Source organism: Priestia sp. ABM2_011, from assembly GCF_056158845.1.
The window spans coordinates 2,627,319-2,645,663 of the sequence record NZ_JBSWUB010000001.1; the positions used below are offsets into that span (position 1 = coordinate 2,627,319).

An 18,345-nucleotide genomic window follows, 5' to 3' on the forward strand; every position below is an offset into this window, starting at 1 on the left:
ATCAAAATCTTTAAGACGAAAGTATTCACCTATCGATTGTTGCCGAACAAAAATAATTCTTCTTATAGAATAGCAAAAGATAATGATAATTGCAAGGAGTGAAGAAAATTTAACGAAGATGTTGCCTTCATTTAACGAAAGAAAACGAAAATTATACGACTGAAAATAAGTAAGAAAGAGCGTATCAGGTCACACTATCTCTATATATAAGAAGAAAGGGGTAGTCATATGTTTAAACAAAAAGCTGGAGAAAAACTGATTGAACTGCTAATTGAATGGGGCGTTGATCATATTTACGGCATGCCGGGAGACTCCATTAACTCAATTATTGAACCGCTTCGCAAAGCCCAAGATAAAATTAAGTTTATTCAAGTGAGGCATGAAGAAGCAGGAGCTCTCGCAGCGGCTGCATATGCAAAGCTAACGGGGAAAATTGGAGTATGCACGGCTATTGCCGGACCGGGAGCAATTCATTTACTAAATGGTTTATATGATGCCAAATTAGACAAAGCGCCCGTTTTAGCACTTACAGGGCAAGTAGAGTCAGATCTCATCGGCAGCGATGCGTTTCAAGAAATTAATTTAGAGAGAATGTTCGATGACGTGGCTGTATATAACCAGCGAGTCATGTCCGCTGAGCAGCTTCCGACTGTTGTCAATCAAGCGATTCGAACAGCTTATGCTAAAAAAGGTGTGGCTGTGTTAACCATTCCCGATGATATTCCTCGTTTTGAAGTTGGATCAGAAGCACGAGAAACATCAAGCATCATTGTCAAGCAAGACATTTTCCCCCATAGAGAAGATCTTGAAAAAGCAAAAGATTTGATTGGTAAAGCGGAAAGTCCGGTTATCCTAGCCGGTCGAGGCACACATGAAATGAGAGAAGAGCTGCTTGCATTTGCAGAAAAAATCGCAGCACCTATTGTCCTTACGCTTCCTGGAAAAGGCGCAATACCGGATGAGCATCCATATTGCCTTGGAGGACTTGGATTAATCGGGACAAAGCCAGCGTATGAAGCGATGCAAGAAGCGGATACGCTCATCATGATTGGGACGTCCTATCCGTTTACAGGCTTTTTGCCAGACCATGCAAAAACGATTCATATTGATATTGATCCTGCACAAATTGGCAAACGATATCCTGTAGATGCAGGGCTTGCAGGAGAAGCGAAAGCAACGGTTCAGTGGTTTTTAGAAAACGTTGGCCGCTCAGAGCATCGTCAGTTTTTAGAGCAAAGTCAAGAACGTATGAAAAAGTGGTGGAATCAACTTGATAACCAAGAAGCCAAAGAAAGTGTACCTATCAAGCCTCAGCGAGTGATTCGAGCGCTTCAGCACGTAGCGGATGATAACGCGGTCTTGTCTGTAGATGTAGGAAACGTCACAGTATGGATGGCGCGTCATTTTCGGATGACAAATCAGCAGTTTGTGATTTCAAGCTGGTTAGCCACTCTCGGATGCGGGCTGCCGGGCGGAATTGCTGGAAAAGTTGCTTATCCCGAGAAGCAGGTGTTTGCGGTGTGTGGAGACGGCGGCTTTGCGATGACAATGGCTGACTTTATTACAGCTGTTAAATACAATCTTCCGCTAGTCGTAGTGCTATTTAATAATCATAAAATCGGCATGATTAAATTTGAACAAGAAGTAATGGGAAATGCTGAATTTGGGACAGATTTAACAAACCCGAATTTTGCTAGGTATGCAGATATCTGCGGAGGTGTTGGCTACCGAGTAGAAAAGGAAGACGAGCTGTTGCCGGCTTTTGAAAGTGCAGTTAGACAGAATAAACCGTGTATTATCGATGTAATCGTTGATGCAAACGAAGCGCCTATGCCAGCAAAAATAACGCTTGGGCAAGCAACAGGGTATGCCAAGCACATGGTGAAAGAATTGTTTCAAGAAGGCAAGCTAGATTTACCGCCTTTATAAAAAAATAGGCTGTGACGAAAGTAATTTAGTTGAAGAAAGATCCGAACGATGAATCGAGATTCTTGATGGAGAATCAACTTCGTTTGGGTTTTTTTATTGGCATGGTGAATGTAGTTTTCATGTATTTCGTTGCTTCTAGCAGTTGATTGGAGAGCAAGGCGAAGACTCCTGCGGGAAAAGCGGAATAGGTGAGACCCCGCAGGAGCGTATGCGACGAGGAGGCTCACCGGCCGCCCGCGGAAAGCGAAGTCTTGCACGGAAATCAAATGTGGTGTACCAAGCAACCCATATGAGCTCATGTATCCCATTTGTTCGTCTTCAGATTGGACTGGTGTGGTTATGTCTCAATCTCTTTTTCATGGTGAAATTCATTCAATATGATTAACTATAAAATTATTATGTAAACTAAAATACCTAAAAATAAAAAATAGCTACTATTATAATTTTTGATAAAGTGGATGAGCAAAAAAACACCGAATTGGATGGTCTTTTTTTATAAAACTGCTTTAAGATAAGAGAGATAAAGGATAAACTACTAATTAAGAAAGTTTAAATGTAAGGACTGACGCCGCATGAACTGGAGACCAGATCGCGCTAGCAAAAAAGCGATTTATAAACAAATTGCAGAATATATTGAAAGCTGTATTTCATCGGGAGCTTTTCCACCGGATTCTATGCTGCCATCAGAACGAACGCTTGCCGCTGAGCTCAACGTGAACAGAAGCACGGTAGTAGCTGCTTATGAAGAGCTGCAGGCACTTGGAATCGTAGAACGTAAAAAAGGAAGCGGCACGCGAGTGAGTTCGAGCATCTGGGGAATTTCCCGAAAACGTATTCCAAACTGGGGGAGATATGTAGAAGACGGTTCATTTCTGCCTAATTTACCGCTCGTACAGCGAATCAGAAGCGAGGCTTTGCGAACAGATTTTGTGAACTTAGCCAGCGGAGAGTTAGCTCCTAGCTTATTTCCAAGCGAAGATTTTCAGCAAATATTAGCGGGCATGCCTTTTAATGAACATTTAGGCTATGATCATCCCCACGGCAATGAACGTTTGCGCGATGCTATTGCTGCTCATGTTTATGAGTACCGGAAAATCTCCACTGACTCCAATTCTATTCTAATTACATCAGGTGCACAGCAAGCACTTCATTTGATTGTGCAGTGTTTGTTAAAGCCAGGGGATGCAGTAGCGATTGAAGATCCATCCTATAGCTATTCACTGCCGCTCTTTCAATCAGCAGGTCTACGAACGTTTTTACTGCCTGTAGATAAAAATGGAGCCAACCCGGACGACTTAGTAGAATTACATAAAAAGCATCGCATTCGAATGATTTTTTTAAATCCGTACTATCAAAACCCGACCGGTATTGTGTTATCAGAAGCGCGTCGAAAGCGGTTTTTAGAGCTTTCTTCAGAATACGGCATTCCGCTTATTGAAGATGATCCTTATTCACTCACGGCATTTGACGGAAATGTACATCAAACGCTGAAATCGATGGACGAGAACGGAAATGTCCTCTATATCAGCTCGCTTTCTAAAATTGTTGCATCAGGCCTTCGAATTGGATGGATAGTGGGGCCGGAGCAAGTAATTCAGCGCCTGGCAGACGCTAAGCAGCAAATTGATTTTGGTCACAGCATCTTTCCGCAGTGGATTGCTTATCAATTCTTAGATTCTCCTACGTTTTCTTCTCATATTGAAAAGCTTAGACAAGAGCTCAAAAAGCAAGAGTATGCCCTGTCGTCGAGTCTGAACGAATTGCTTGGATCAAAAGTATCTTTCGATTCGCCTCAAGGCGGGATTCACTTATGGTGCAAAGTGAATCAGCCGGTCGATGACTATCGTCTATTGGAAGAATCGCTTAAAAAAGGAGTGGCCTTTGTCCCAGGAAGCGTGCTGAGTTCTCAAAGCGGAGCTATTCGCTTTACGTTTGGCAGAGGGGAAGAAGAGGTTATTCGAGAAGGAATTAAACGATTTGCGAGCGCCCTAGAGAGTCTGGAATAGCTATAAACATAGGTAAACGTGCTGGATGAAAGTTTTATTTTATTATTTCGTATAGATTGTTATGATCTTGTGCTATACTAAGAGTACCATTAACTTTACTTCTGTATTTGTACCGACTGGCCCTGTTGAAAAACAGGGCTTTTTTATGTTTGTACACAAAAAAACAGATCCTTTAAAGGATCTGTTTCTGATATGTTGTGTTTCTTATGCTTTTTGAACGTTAGCAGCTTGAGGTCCGCGTTGACCTTGTTCTACGTCAAATGTTACAGCTTGACCTTCGTCTAAAGATTTGAAGCCTTCGCTTTGGATTGCTGAGAAGTGTACGAATACATCGTCTCCACCTTCGCGCTCGATGAATCCAAAACCTTTTTCTGCGTTAAACCATTTTACTTTACCTTGTTCCATAATTGTTGCCTCCTCGTGCGGACTCGCACATTGTGGTACTATTCTTGCTCAAATCTAAAGACGAAAAGTGACAATACTCATACATCCCCACCGAACAAAAATAATTCTCTTATATCTTAGCAGAAATTTCCTATGCTTGCAAGCGCTTTATTTAAAAACTATCCGTATTTTTTTGACAAGTTTTTCATAAGACACGTCTAAAAAATGTCACATTTTGAACATTTTAGAAAGGCTATTCTTTGTATTCGCTTTTACTGTAGTTATATAATAATGAAAATATGGTTTTTCTAAAGGTAGAAAACAAGTATAAATGTACATACTGAGCGCTGAAATGGAGTGGTAAAGATGAAAGTGGGTTTAATTGGTTTAGGAAATATGGGATTACCGATGGCGGAAAATATGATAAAAGCGGGTCATGAACTTGTGATTTATAACCGAACTGCTTCAAAGGCGGAAAGTCTTGTGAAAAAAGGAGCAAAGGTTGTAGAGACACCTGCCCAAGCAGCACAAGAAGCGAATCTTGTCTTTACGATTCTTTCCAATGACGAGGCTTTAGAAGAAGTAACGATGTCACAAGACGGTATACTTGCAGGCCTCCAAGAAGGCGGTATTCACGTTTCTGTGAGTACTATTAGCGTAGATTTGTCCGAAAAATTAACAAGCGCACATGCTGCATCAGGACAGCATTTTGTTGCAGCGACCGTTTTAGGGCGCCCCGACGCAGCAGCTGCTGCGGCTCTCAAAGTAATAGTTGCAGGTAATAAAGAAGCAAGAGAGCACGTTTGGCCGCTGTTTGAAGCGATTGGTCAAACTATTTTTACTGTAGGAGACGAGCCTTACTTATCAAATGTAGCTAAGCTTGGCAATAATTTTTTACTAGTATCGATGTTAGAAGCTGTTTCTGAAGCAGTAGTCATGGTAGAGCAGTACGGGATGCAAGCGGAGCAGTTTCTTGAAGTGGTTAACAGCTTATTTGCATCTCCTGTGTATAAAAATTACGGCAATTTAATTGCTAAAAGAGACTTTGATCCAGCCGGATTTAAGCTGGAGCTTGGATTAAAAGATGTAAACTTGGCTATTGATGCAGCCAAAAAAGTGTCCGCGCCGCTTCCGTTAGGAGAGCTTGTGAAAGGTCACTATGAACAAGGGGTCGAAAATGGCTGGGGTCATTTAGACTGGTCGGCGTTACTAAAAACAGTTGAAGCTCTAAAAAAAGATAACTAAAAAGACGAAAAGGAGTGCAGCCAGTGAAAGCGAAAGGAAAGTGGGTATGGATCGTATCCTTTATTTCAATTATTTCGTGTCTGCTGTTTGCAGCAGGGCTTGGAATGTCTATTTATGATTATGTTAGCGCCTCAAAAGCTACTGTAAAAGAAATGCCAAAGCTGAAGCAAGAAACAAGCAGCAGTAACAAAAGCACCAAAAATTATACGATTGTTGCTTTAGGAGATTCACTGACAAGAGGAACAGGAGACGCAGCGGGGAAAGGATACGTTGGGTATTTAAAAGATAATCTTGAAGAAAAAACGAAGAAAAAAATCCTCTTAAGTAACTTTGGAATAAAAGGTCAAACGTCTTCGCAGCTGGCAAGTCAAGTAAAGCAGCAGCAAATTCAGCGGCAGATTAAGTCTGCAGATACCGTGTTGATTACGATTGGTGGAAATGACTTATTTCAAGGTGGACAAACGCTGCAAAACTTAAATAAAAACAATATTCAAAAGCTAGAAAATGACTATTTAAAAAACGTAGACAGCATCTTAAAAAGCATCCGTTCGGCAAATAAAGACGCAACGATTTTTTTAATTGGTTTATATAATCCGTTTAGTAACCTGCAGGATGCAGAAACGACAACGGCTATTGTACGGGAATGGAATTATAAAAGCAGTGAATTAAGCGCTAATTATAAGCAAACTGTTTTTGTTCCGACCTTTGATTTGTTTCAGTTAAAGGTAGATGACTACTTATATACTGATAAGTTTCATCCGAATGCAAAAGGCTACAAGCTGATCGCAGAACGTGTAGCATCGCTTATTACGTGGTAAGGGAGGGAATGATATGAGTGAAGTAACACTTTCCGTAAAAGGACTGAGAAAAGTAATAGGAAAACGTGAAATCATCAAAAATATTGATTTTGAATTAAAAAGAGGCGAAGTGTTCGGTTTTTTAGGACCCAATGGAGCCGGTAAAACGACAACGATTCGAATGCTTGTCGGCTTGATTCGCCCGACGGCTGGTTCCATTTCTATCTGTGGATACAGCGTATCAAAGCAGTTTACAAAAGCGATGGAGCATATCGGCTGTATTGTTGAAAATCCTGAGCTGTATCCATACTTAAGCGGCTGGGAAAATCTGCAGCATTTTTCACGTATGATTCCTTCTATGACGGAAGAACGCATTCATGAAGTTGTGGCATTAGTTGGCTTGCAAGAGCGCATCCACGACTTAGTTCGCACGTATTCGTTAGGCATGAGGCAGCGTTTAGGAATTGCGCAAGCGCTTCTCGGAAAACCAAAAGTGCTCATTTTAGATGAGCCAACGAACGGACTCGACCCATCTGGGATTCGGGATATGCGTAAATTTATTCGCTTTTTAGCTGAAAGTGAAGGTCTAAGCGTCTTAGTATCGAGTCATTTGCTGAGCGAGATTCAGCTGATGTGTGACCGAGTAGCGATTATTGCAAAAGGAGAAGTTATTCACACAGAATCGGTGAAGACCCTGTTAACTCAGCAGGAGCGCTTACTGTGGAAGCTAGATCCGCAGCCAGCGGGAATAGACGTCTTAAAACAAGTGACGGACTTTGTGCAAGTGCAGGGAGAATATGTCACGACGTTTTATGAGGAAGCTGAAGTGGGAGAGTGGAACAAACAGCTCATTCAAGCAGGAGTAACGGTAAAAGAAATGAACCGAAAGCTTCCGACTCTTGAAGATTTATTTATCGAAATGACAGGAGGCGAATCGATTGATTAGTTTGGTTCAAAATGAAATGATCAAGCTCGTTCGAAAAAAGCGCCTGTTAATCGTTACCCTTATTATGGGCGTTTTGATTTCCATGTTCACCTATGCTCAGCTTCGCGAAACGCAGCGCCTTCAAGAAAAGCTAGGAACGACCGATTGGCGCAGTACGCTGCAGCAAGAAATTATCGATACGCAAAACCGGCTGAGCGGAAGCCAAATTTCAGATGATTGGCGCAAGCAGCTTGAAATTCGCGTGGCGCAGCAGCAGTATTACTTAGATAACGATATTAATCCTTCGGAACCAGGAGCCCCAACGTTTGTGCGAGGGTTCATTGAAAACGCCATTCAGCTTTTGCTGCCGCTAATGATTATGATTATTGCAGCGGATTTAGTGTCTTCAGAATACAGCTTGGGATCCATCAAGGTACTGTTGACGAGGCCTGTGAAACGGTGGAAAATCCTGCTTAGTAAATACATCACGCTCGTCATGTCCGTCTCGTTTTTAATTTTAATGTTTGGCGTTTTGTCGTATCTCATTTCTGGCGTTGTATTTGGATTTAAAGGCTGGACAGCGCCTATTCTTACGGGATTTAGCGTGCAGGGCAATGATTTGAATACAGCGGACGTTCATTTAATTTCGCAGTGGAGATATATTTTAATGGAATTTGGCCTTGCTTGGTTTGTATCACTGGTGGTTGGGACGCTTGCTTTTATGCTGTCCGTTTTAATTAAAAGTACGGCTGCTGGCATGGGGGTGATGCTTGCTTGTTTGATTGCAGGTACGATTTTAAGCAGTATGGTTTCTTCGTGGAATTCAGCTAAATACTTGTTTATGGTCAATTTAAATTTAACTTCTTACCTGCAAGGCACAGCTCCTCCGACTGAAGGAATGACACTAGGATTTTCCTTAGGTGTTTTAACCATCTGGGGACTTGCCGGGCTGCTCGTGTCGTTTCTGGTATTTACCAAAAAAGATGTGTATTAATTCCATATAAGTTGACGATAATCAGGAACATACGTTATGATTGTGTTAACAAAAAATGCTGTTTTGCTCAAAGGGGAGTAGCTCTTGCAGTAAAGTCGTCATTTCGAGATTATTATCTCCGGCTTTATTGACAATGCAAATTGTTAGCGAGACCTTTGCCAATGTTGCCATTGGTAAAGGTCTGGATACAAACACCTTTACCACATATGGTAAAGGTGTTTTTTGTTATTTCAAAAGAAGAGAGGAGCTTAAAAATGTCAAAACTATCGAGACTGTTAAAAAGCCCCGCTGTAAAAAAAGGAATAAAAAAAGCTGTACCGATTATTATGAAAGAGTTAAAGAAACGAAAATCGAAAAGAAGATAGCAGAAAAGAAAATAAGAAAGGTTGAGTGCTAAGTGAAAAAGTGGATGCTGGTCATGTCAACTGCTGTTCTCTTTATGGTCGGCGGCTGTTCTTTTCTTGAAGATACAAGCAGTACGTTGAACTACGCAAACAATGCGAAAGATTACGTGAGTGAAGCTCAAAAGTTTGCTGAAGAAATACCGCCTCTAGCGGAAAAAGCTGTTAATGACGATGAGGCAATAAAAAAGCTCGAGCAAAAGCTGCAGGAAATGAAAGGGAAAGCCGAAGAATTTAATCAAACCAAAGCTCCTGACATCGCTTCTGATGTGCACGATCAGCTTGTTCAGCAAAACGAAAAAATCATTAGTGGAATTGAAGCGTATGAAGCCAATATAAAGGATGGCAGCTTCAATCCAGAAGCGCTAAAAAACAGTGAATTGTTTCAATCAATTCAAGATGTATCAAGTATTATGAAACAAATTAAAGAATTAGGTCAGTAAAAAAACAAACCTGGGACAAAAGTGTGCTAATTGAAGAAAATCCGAACGATGAATCACGATTCTTGATGGAGAATCAACTTCGTTCGGATTTTTTTATTTGTAGGGTGAACGTATGTTTCATGTGTATAGATGCTTTAGATTGGATTGATATAGTAGGTATGCCTTATAATTCAACCTCGTTTCCATGTTATAAATGTAAAATTATATAAAAATATCTATTTATTAGAAGACAAAACCTTCTCTTTCTTTTTTATATCTACGAAATTTTGTTAGAAGCTGTGACAAACTTAATGTCTGCTTTTCATATCCTATGTATAGTACATATATACACACCGCTTGAAATAAATTTTTTTTGAATGAAAAGAGAACGTGGGAACGTTGATGTATTAGGTAATAAGACTCATTTAGAAAGGAGGGTTCATCCAATTAATAAAAACCATAGTCCTTTGTTTTAAAGAGAGAAACTAAAAAAAATTTTTCGGTTTACAAAAAGTTAATAAAACGCATACAAATGGTTTACTAAAAAATCAAAAAATTTACATCCTTTATAAATCTTTTCTGCTATACTATTTTTGAACAGTTGCTAGATTTATAGCGATGATAACTTACTTGAAAGGTGAATGGTAGATGAAAAAGAATAAACGCAGCAAAACGAAGAAAATACTAACTACATCACTGGCACTTTCTTTATTATCAATGCAGCTTCTAACTACACAGGCAGGAGCAGAAGAACGTCACCCTGGACAAAGCTCACAGCAAAGCAAGCATCAAGGCCACAATAAAAAAGATGCGCTTGTGAATATACGCCTGATGGAAACAACTGATGTTCATACGAATCTATTAAACTATGATTATTTCAAAGACGCCCCTTATGAAAAAGTAGGTTTAGCTAAAACCGCTACCTTAATCAAAAATGCTCGAAAAGAAGTAAAAAACAGCTTATTAGTAGATAACGGAGACCTCATTCAAGGAACGCCTCTAGGCACGTATAAAGCCAAGATTAACCCGCTGAAAAAAGGTGAAGTTCATCCTGTATTTAAAGCCATGAATCAGCTGGATTACGATATTGCAACACTTGGAAATCATGAGTTCAACTACGGATTAGACTTTCTAAAAGAAGCGTACAACGATGCGAACTTCCCTTACATAAATGCCAATGTCTATGTTGACGATCATGACAGCAACCCGAAAAATGACAAAAATAAATTTACGCCGTATAAAATTATGAATAAAAAAGTCGTTGATGAAAACGGTAAAAAACGAACGATTAAAGTCGGTTTCATTGGCTTTGTGCCTCCTCAAATTAACGATTGGGACAAAGCAAACCTTGATGGAAAAGTCATTACAAAAGGCATTGTGGAAACAGCCAATAAGTACATTCCAGAAATGAAGAAAAAAGGCGCGGACGTAGTTGTCGCGATGGCTCACTCCGGGTTTAGCAGCAACAAGCAAAACACGGAAGATGTCATTTACTCATTAAGTGAAGTAAAAGGCATTGATGCTATTACGTTTTCGCATACGCATAAAGTCTTCCCTGCTAAAACGGAAGCTTCGCTAGACGGTTTGTTCCTTGGAGCAGATAAAAAGCCTCTTCCTGGCGTTGATAATGCAAAAGGAACAATCAACGGCGTTCCCGCTGTCCAAGCAGGTTACGGCGGAGGGTCACTTGGTTTAATTGACTTAACGTTAAAAGAAGAAAAAGGAAAATGGAAAGTAGTAAGCTCTCAATCGTCTACGCGTGAAACGTATAAAGATGTAAAAGACGTGTCAGGGAAAACGGTTACGCAAAGTACGGTAGAACCGGATAAAGGTGTTGTTAAAGCGGTTCAAAAAGATCACGATGCAACGGTTAAATATGTGAACACACCAATTGGTAAAACGACGGATGATATTCACAGCTATTTTTCTCTTGTAAAAGATGATCCATCTATTCAAGTGGTAACAAATGCACAAAAAGATTACGTAGAAAAGTACGTTTCTCAAAACAAGCCGGAATATAAAGACCTTCCGATTTTATCAGTGGGAGCGCCTTTTAAAGCAGGAAGAAACGGCGTTGATGAATATACGGAAATTAAAAAAGGTGACTTAACGATCCGAAGCGCTGGCGACCTGTATCTATATGACAACACGTTAAAAGCGGTTAAAGTAAAAGGTTCTGTTGTAAAAGACTGGATTGATATGTCTGCCGGTAAATTTAATCAAATTACACCGAACAAAACAGAAGAGCAGGAATTATTAAACCCAAGCTTCCCTGTTTATAATTTTGACGTCATTGATGGCGTTCAATACCAAATCGACGTAACAAAACCAGCAAAATACGATGTAAATGGAAACGTGATTCACGGAGATTCAAGCCGCGTTGTTAACTTAACGTATAACGGCAAGCCTGTTGATCCGAATCAAGAGTTTATTGTTGTAACAAATAACTACCGAGCTGGCGGAGGCGGAAACTTCCCTGGTCTAAAAGGAAGCGAGCTTGTGGTGGATTCAGCGGATGAAAACCGTCAAATTCTAATGGACTACATCACCGAACAAAAAGAAATTACGCCGACAGCTGATGATAACTGGTCCATTGCACCAATTAACGGAACGGCTAACGTGACGTTCACAAGCTCACCGCGCGGAGAAAGCTATTTAACTGAAGGAAGTAACATTACGTATACAAATAAAACGGACGACAAAGGATTCGGCATTTACAAAATTAATTTAAACGGCGAATCAAAAGATAATACAAAGATTCAGCTGTTAGGCATGAACGACCTGCACGGTCAGCTCGATACAGATACAAAAATCAATTCAAATGGCCAATCGCTGTTAGCTGGAAATATGAAATATACAGCAGCAGCTATTCGTAAACAAGAAGCTGAAAATCCGAATACGCTTTTAGTTCATGCAGGAGACATGATTGGCGGAAGTCCGCTAGTTTCAGCGCTGTTTCAAGACGAGCCAACGGTTGAAGTGATGGAATCGCTTGGATTTGATGTAGGGACGCTTGGAAACCATGAGTTTGATGAAGGTATTGCTGAGCTTCACCGTATGATTGAAGGCGGAGACCATCCAAAAGGAACAAAAGGATACGACGGCATGAATTTCCCGGTAGTAGCGTCAAATGCTTATGATACGTCAACTAATAAATTAATTACAGAACCTTATGCGATAAAAGAAGTAGGCGGCAAGAAAATCGGCTTCATCGGCGTTGTAACACAAGAAACGCCAAGCATGATTGTTCGTAAAGGAAATGAAAACTTAAAAATTACGGACGAAGCAGAAGCAATTGATAAATACACGGCAGAGTTGAAAAAGCAAGGTATTAAAGCCATTGTGGTACTTGCTCATAATCCATCTAATCAAAATGGAACGTCTACCGAGTTTGATGCAGCAGATATCGCTAAAAAAGTTGACGATGAAGTTGACGTGATCTTTTCAGCTCACAATCACGTATACAACAACAAAGTAGTAGATAACAAACTAATCGTTCAAGCTTATTCATACGGCTCAGCGTTTTCTGACGTAGACGTTGAAATTGATAACACGGGTGACATCGTGAAAAAAGATGCAAAAATTGTGACCGTATACCAAAAAGACTATACGCCAGATCCTGAAGTTTCAAGCATTATGAAAAAGTACGAAGATTTAGCAGCGCCTATTAAAGCACAAGTGGTTGGGAATTCATCTACAGATTTGGCAAAAGGCTATCCTTCTAGCGGAGCAACAGGGGATATCGCGCTTGGAAACTTAATTGCTGACGGTATGAAAGCAGAAATGAACGCTGACTTTGCTTTAATGAATGGCGGAGGCGTTCGTTCACAGCTTGATGCTGGTGATGTGACATACGGTGATTTGTTTGCGATTCAGCCGTTTGGCAACGTCTTAAATAAAGTAAAGCTAAGCGGAGCGGATTTAGAAACGGTGTTAAATAATCAAATTACATCATCTGGACTAGATTTCCATATTGCAGGCTTTAACTATACGTGGAATGGAAGCACAAATAAAGTAGTCGATATTACGCTACCAGATGGAAGTAAAATCGACAAAGAAAAAGAATATACGGTAGTAGTGAATAACTACATGTACGGAAATGAAAAATATGGTATTGGTGCACTTTCGTCAGATATGGAAGTGGGACCAGAAGATTTACAAGCAACGGTAAACTATATTAAAACACTTCAGAGCCCGTTTGAATACAAAGCTGAAGGCCGTATTCAAAACGTGGCAGCTGCTAAAACAGCTGAACAGCAAGAACCGACTTTAAAAATAGCTCAATAAGCCAAAAAAGGCTGTCTCATAACTCGGATTTCCGGTTTAGAGACAGCCTTTTTTTAATAGTTTAACTTAAATTTTAAACTCTCAGTCAATGAATTTACGTTATAAAACATAGCTTAATTTTTGAAACAATCACCAAATTGTGGTATTCTCTCCATAAGAAGACTTACGTAAACGTTAAAAATAGTATCAAAGATTTCACTATTTTTTCATTTATCTACGCTATTATGTAAAGTTATATAGAACCTGTAAAAGAATGTGTTCGCTATAGTAAAGGAGTAAATAAACGTGGCTATTAATCTACAAAAAGGGCAGAAAATTGATTTAACAAAGGGAAGAGAAGGGTTATCTTCTATTACGGTTGGATTAGGATGGGATCCTGTAAAAAAACGCAGCTTTTTTGGTTTTGGAGGAAGCGGCCCAGAGATTGACTGCGATGCATCTGTTCTTATGCTCAATTCGAACGATAAACTTGTAAGTAACTCAGCCGTTGTGTATTTTGGAAATCGTCATAGTAACTGTGGAAGCGTCAAGCATTCAGGCGATAATCTTACCGGAGCAGGTGAAGGGGACGATGAACAAATTTTTGTTAATTTAAAAAATGTTCCTGGAAACGTACATAAACTTGTGTTTGTAGTCAACATCTATCAGTGTGTTGAGCGAAACCAAGATTTCGGTATGATTAAAAATGCTTTTATCCGTGTTGTGGACAGTGCTAAAAACGAAGAGCTTGTACACTTTAATCTATCTGAAGATCATTCAGGAGCAACAGCTTTATTTGCAGGTGAAATTTATCGAGACGGAAAAGAGTGGAAGTTTTCAGCAACTGGAGATGCAACGAGAGATACTGGATTGGCTGAAATTGCAAACAAATATACAAAATAAACAACTAGAAAAGAGGGAAACGAAATGGCTATTAATCTTTCAAAAGGACAAAAAGTAGATTTAACAAAAACGAATCCAGGATTAACAAACGTAGTAGTAGGTCTTGGGTGGGATGTAAATAAGTATGACGGTGGAAACGATTTTGATTTAGATTCATCTGTCTTTTTATTAAACGGAGCGGGAAAATGCGCTTCAGAATCTGATTTTATTTTTTACAACAATACGACGGGTGCAAACGGAGCGGTTGAACATACTGGAGATAACCGTACAGGCGTAGGTGAAGGAGACGATGAGCAGGTTCAAGTAGATTTGAAAAATGTGCCTCAATCTATTGAACGTATTGCGTTCACCATTACGATCCATGAAGGGGAAGCACGCGGTCAAAACTTTGGCCAAGTAAGCAACGCCTACGTTCGTATTTTAAATGCAACAAATGACGAAGAGTTAATTCGTTATGATTTAGGTGAAGACTTCTCGATTGAAACAGCGGTCGTGGTAGGCGAGCTGTATCGACACGATGGAGAATGGAAGTTCAATGCCATTGGCAGCGGCTATCAAGGCGGCTTGGCGGCACTTGTAAACGACTTTGGTTTAAACGCCTAATCATTAAAGTAAGAAAATGTACGGAGGATGTTTTTATGTCAATTTCTTTATCAAAGGGTCAGCGCATTGACCTAACCAAAACGAACCCAGGCTTAACAAAAGTAATAGTAGGTCTTGGGTGGGATACAAATAAATATGCTGGGTCTCAGGACTTCGATTTAGATGCATGTGCATTTTTAGCCAATAAATCAAGCCAAGTTGTAAATGACGAAGAGTTTGTTTTTTACAACAATTTAAAAAGTCCAAACGGAGCTGTGGAGCATACCGGTGACAACCGTACAGGTGCAGGAGATGGAGACGATGAGCAAATCGCCGTTGATTTTTCTCTTCTTCCTGACCACGTTGAAAAAATCGGAATTAGCGTCACGATTCACGACGCAGATGCTCGCGGACAAAACTTTGGACAAGTATCCAACGCGTTTGTTCGTCTCATTGACGCCCAAACAAATGAAGAAGTGCTTCGTTATGATTTAGGCGAAGATTTTTCAATCGAAACAGCTGTTGTGGTGTGTGAGCTATACAAGCACGGAAACGACTGGAAATTTAATGCCATTGGCAGCGGTTTTTCTGGCGGATTGGCCGATCTTTGCCGCAACTACGGACTATCCGTATAAAAAAGGCATGCGATAAATGAAAAAGAAAGGGTGCTTTAACGAGTACCCTTTCTTTTTAGCATGTATATGTCTGAAAAGAAAGGAGCTGTAAGGTGTGAGTAAATTAATTGATCCTCATATGATTAATCTTAACGAGGAGGATGGAACTTCTCTTTTTTCTAAAGATGTTTCTCTGCGAGGTGACTTTATACAAAATGAGCAGCAAACTACCTATAAACAAGTGGCAGGCAGATATGTAGGCACTCATCTTGATGCGGACGAGTACGCAGATTTTCTTTATGAACTTGCGCATTCATCGCCATCGATCCTTGTCCTGCACGATAAGCTTGATAAGTCCATTTCTAATGATAGATTAAAAGAAGTACAAACGATCCTTAAAATTAATCAAGAAGAACGCGGCCTTTCTGTCAATCGGCTATTTGCTTTTTTAGAAGGGAAAAAGCTGATCGTGAAGTCGGAAAATCCCGCTATACATAGAAGAGTACGTGAAAAATTTATTGAAACGTTAACGTGTTTTAAAGAACAGCACGCAGAGGGCTTTATGGACGGGCATTTTCAACGCGTATTAATCGATTTAATAAAGTGGCAGTGGAATCATGTAAAACCTTGGATGGTCGATAAAGCATTTCCTGAGCACGCGCCTCGCATCATGTGGTATGGGGATGCAAATAAAAGCGAGCAGTATTTTCTCCATTATTTAATTTTACTAGGTTTTGACGTCCTTACCTTTCATCCAGAAGGAAAGGATCATTTAAAAGAAGTAGATAAGAATCAGCACTTAACAACGGTTTATACGTTTCCTTCTACTAGCTCTCTTGTACCTTTTCCAACGGATAAACCGGTTCGAAAAGGTACGGTAGCATTTCGAGCTTCTCAAGAAATTGAGCAAGTGCTTCATTCAGAGGAGTCTATGCTGTATAAACCTTGGCAATTTCGTTCGTATTTTCCAACTTCAGTTACTCTTAAAACGACGTATGATGAAATCTTTTTATTAATGAGAGAACGGGCGTTTATTCGTCCTAATTTTCAAGTGTCCAAGCCATATGTACACGTGCCGGTCTTGTTTTCAAAAGTACTTGGTATCTCTAAAAACCGAAAAGAGTACTGGAGTAAAGTTCATGAGCTCATGCAAACGGAAGATGAGTTAGCTCTGACGATTGATTCTGTTCCTTTTGCTAAAAAAATAGAAGGAAATAATCACTTTCACTATCAAGGAGCTCTCGGAAGTGATGGCACGCTCAGTCCTGATAGAATGATTGAAAGCAACTGGTGGCGCTATAAAGAGCTGCCTATCGGGCTTCAGAAAGGGCTCGCTGCAGCTATTTCTAGGTATTGTGCACATTTAAAGCTCCTTCGCTTGGATCATGAAGATGCGTATCAGCATCAAATGTATTTGTTTAATCAGTCTTTGAAGCTTCCAAACAACGTGCTTCGCATGCTTCAAAAGTTTGATTATACGCAGCATGTACCCCGTCTCATTATTTATCATGGAAATGAACGAGAAGCGTTTACGCGTGAAGATGCAGCTTTACTGCTTCTATTAAATGAATTCGGCGTTGATATTGTTCTCTTTAATCCGACGGGTCAACTGGATATAGAAGCGTTCGTCGAAGAAAAGTATTTCGATATGCACTGGCTAGAAGATATTAGCTTTAATGAAGAATTCAAAGAGCCGTCGCTCATTCAAAAATGGTTAAAACGAATCTTTTAAAGAAAGAAGGGTTTTTAAATGGCAACAAACGAATTACAGCCTTTAGATGTAAACGAAGCCGAAGAAGTTTTAGAAACAAAGCCTAACGAAGTAAAAGCAAAACTGCGAGAAGAGCCGGAAGTACGTCGCTTAGCAGAACAAATTGATTATAAAAATCAGCTGGCTTTACTTGAGTATGGGAAAGAAACAGCCAATGAAATTTCCTCTTTTTCCGGAAAAGTGCTTAGTACAATTAAATCGTCTAGCATGGAAGAGTCAAGTCAATTATTAAAGCAGCTTGGAAAGATTATGGACAAATTTGATGCAAAGGATTTTGTTGAAGATAAAGGGTTTTTCTCTAAGCTTTTTAAACGCGGTCAAAAAATAGTGGACAAGCTCTTTCAAAAATATGAGACGATGGGCTCTGAAATTGATAAAGTATATGTTGAAATCACAAAATATGAAACCGAAATGAAGCATTCAACCACAACGCTTGAACAGCTTTACGAGCAAAACTATCAGTATTATATGGAGCTTGAAAAATACATTGTAGCGGGCGAAGTGAAAGTAGAAGAGTTAAAACAAGAGCTAAAGGTGCTTGAAGAAAGAGCGTCGAGTGGAAATCAGCTGGCGGCAATGGAGCTTCAAACCTTAAAAAATGCAGTTGAGCTGATGGAGCAGCGATTATATGATTTAGAAATGGCAAAACAAGTATCTTATCAATCCGCTCCTCAAATCCGTATGCTGCAGCGAGGAAATACAAAGCTGATCGGGAAAATCAATTCGGCGTTTATTACAACGATTCCTATTTTTAAAAATGGACTCATTAACGCAATCGCAGCAAAGCGTCAAAATTTAGTAGCGGAGTCTATGAACGAATTAGACAAACGCACAAATGAACTGCTCATTCGAAATGCAGAAAATATTTCACAGCAAAGTGTTAAAATCGCCAAAATGTCCGGTGCCCCTAGCGTAAAAGTAGAAACGATGGAACAAACGTGGAATATTATTATGAAAGGAATGCAGGAAACAAAAGCAATTGAAGAAGAAAATAAACGCCTTCGTGAAGAAGGACTTGTTCGCTTGGAGCAATTTCAAGAAAACTTTAAGGCGCTTGAACATAAGATGTAACGAAAAAGCGGGAATCTTTACGATTCCCGCTTTTT

At 39.9% G+C, this 18,345-nt stretch carries 15 protein-coding genes; 14 read left to right on the top strand and 1 reads right to left on the bottom strand.

Annotation, left to right across the window (positions count from 1 at the left end; all coding sequences use genetic code 11):
• Positions 1–228: 228 nt before the first annotated feature.
• The 3 genes from ACXAE4_RS14220 to pdxR all read left to right on the top strand — a co-directional run bounded on the left by ACXAE4_RS14220 (position 229) and on the right by pdxR (position 3,935).
• Entirely contained in the window at positions 229–1,929 is a 1,701-nt protein-coding gene (locus tag ACXAE4_RS14220) for a pyruvate oxidase (RefSeq protein WP_223546054.1), read from the top strand.
• Positions 1,930–2,071: 142 nt separating this feature from the next.
• Positions 2,072–2,314, top strand: coding sequence for a hypothetical protein (locus ACXAE4_RS14225; protein ID WP_080754433.1), 243 nt, complete (start codon positions 2,072–2,074; stop codon positions 2,312–2,314).
• Positions 2,315–2,501: 187 nt separating this feature from the next.
• Complete coding sequence (gene pdxR, locus ACXAE4_RS14230) at positions 2,502–3,935, top strand: MocR-like pyridoxine biosynthesis transcription factor PdxR (RefSeq protein WP_028413044.1); 1,434 nt, start codon at positions 2,502–2,504, stop codon at positions 3,933–3,935.
• Positions 3,936–4,139: 204 nt separating this feature from the next.
• Here the strand turns inward: pdxR and ACXAE4_RS14235 are convergent, their stop codons facing one another.
• Positions 4,140–4,340, bottom strand: coding sequence for a cold-shock protein (locus tag ACXAE4_RS14235; RefSeq protein WP_013057405.1), 201 nt, complete (start codon positions 4,338–4,340; stop codon positions 4,140–4,142).
• A gap of 345 nt (positions 4,341–4,685) precedes the next feature.
• On the opposite strand from ACXAE4_RS14235, the gene ACXAE4_RS14240 reads away from it, so the two are divergent.
• From ACXAE4_RS14240 to ACXAE4_RS14290, 11 genes are all read left to right on the top strand, one after another.
• Positions 4,686–5,564, top strand: a complete 879-nt coding sequence (locus ACXAE4_RS14240) for an NAD(P)-dependent oxidoreductase (protein WP_033579232.1) — start codon at positions 4,686–4,688, stop codon at positions 5,562–5,564.
• A 23-nt stretch (positions 5,565–5,587) separates the two neighbouring features.
• Positions 5,588–6,382: a GDSL-type esterase/lipase family protein gene (locus ACXAE4_RS14245; protein ID WP_289577845.1), complete on the top strand. Its 795-nt coding sequence runs from the start codon at positions 5,588–5,590 to the stop codon at positions 6,380–6,382.
• 13 nt (positions 6,383–6,395) lie between these two features.
• Positions 6,396–7,307 carry an ABC transporter ATP-binding protein gene (locus ACXAE4_RS14250; protein WP_014459750.1) on the top strand — a complete coding sequence of 304 codons (912 nt, stop codon included), beginning with the start codon at positions 6,396–6,398 and terminating at the stop codon, positions 7,305–7,307.
• Positions 7,300–8,280: an ABC transporter permease gene (locus ACXAE4_RS14255; protein ID WP_014459751.1), complete on the top strand. Its 981-nt coding sequence runs from the start codon at positions 7,300–7,302 to the stop codon at positions 8,278–8,280. Before ACXAE4_RS14250 ends, ACXAE4_RS14255 begins: the two co-directional genes overlap by 8 nt.
• Positions 8,281–8,677: 397 nt before the next feature.
• Entirely contained in the window at positions 8,678–9,124 is a 447-nt protein-coding gene (locus ACXAE4_RS14260) for a DUF6376 family protein (RefSeq protein WP_051418561.1), read from the top strand.
• 627 nt (positions 9,125–9,751) lie between these two features.
• Positions 9,752–13,390 carry a multifunctional 2',3'-cyclic-nucleotide 2'-phosphodiesterase/3'-nucleotidase/5'-nucleotidase gene (locus ACXAE4_RS14265; protein WP_289577843.1) on the top strand — a complete coding sequence of 1,213 codons (3,639 nt, stop codon included), beginning with the start codon at positions 9,752–9,754 and terminating at the stop codon, positions 13,388–13,390.
• Positions 13,391–13,675: 285 nt separating this feature from the next.
• The gene (locus tag ACXAE4_RS14270; RefSeq protein ID WP_028408239.1) at positions 13,676–14,272 is read left to right on the top strand and encodes a TerD family protein; all 597 of its coding nucleotides are present in this window, start codon (positions 13,676–13,678) and stop codon (positions 14,270–14,272) included.
• Positions 14,273–14,296: 24 nt separating this feature from the next.
• Positions 14,297–14,875 carry a TerD family protein gene (locus ACXAE4_RS14275; protein WP_028413050.1) on the top strand — a complete coding sequence of 193 codons (579 nt, stop codon included), beginning with the start codon at positions 14,297–14,299 and terminating at the stop codon, positions 14,873–14,875.
• 35 nt (positions 14,876–14,910) lie between these two features.
• Positions 14,911–15,489, top strand: coding sequence for a TerD family protein (locus tag ACXAE4_RS14280; RefSeq protein WP_028408240.1), 579 nt, complete (start codon positions 14,911–14,913; stop codon positions 15,487–15,489).
• A 94-nt stretch (positions 15,490–15,583) separates the two neighbouring features.
• Positions 15,584–17,200: a YceG family protein gene (locus ACXAE4_RS14285; RefSeq protein WP_034327704.1), complete on the top strand. Its 1,617-nt coding sequence runs from the start codon at positions 15,584–15,586 to the stop codon at positions 17,198–17,200.
• 18 nt (positions 17,201–17,218) lie between these two features.
• Positions 17,219–18,310 carry a toxic anion resistance protein gene (locus tag ACXAE4_RS14290; protein ID WP_028413052.1) on the top strand — a complete coding sequence of 364 codons (1,092 nt, stop codon included), beginning with the start codon at positions 17,219–17,221 and terminating at the stop codon, positions 18,308–18,310.
• Positions 18,311–18,345 lie beyond the last annotated feature (35 nt).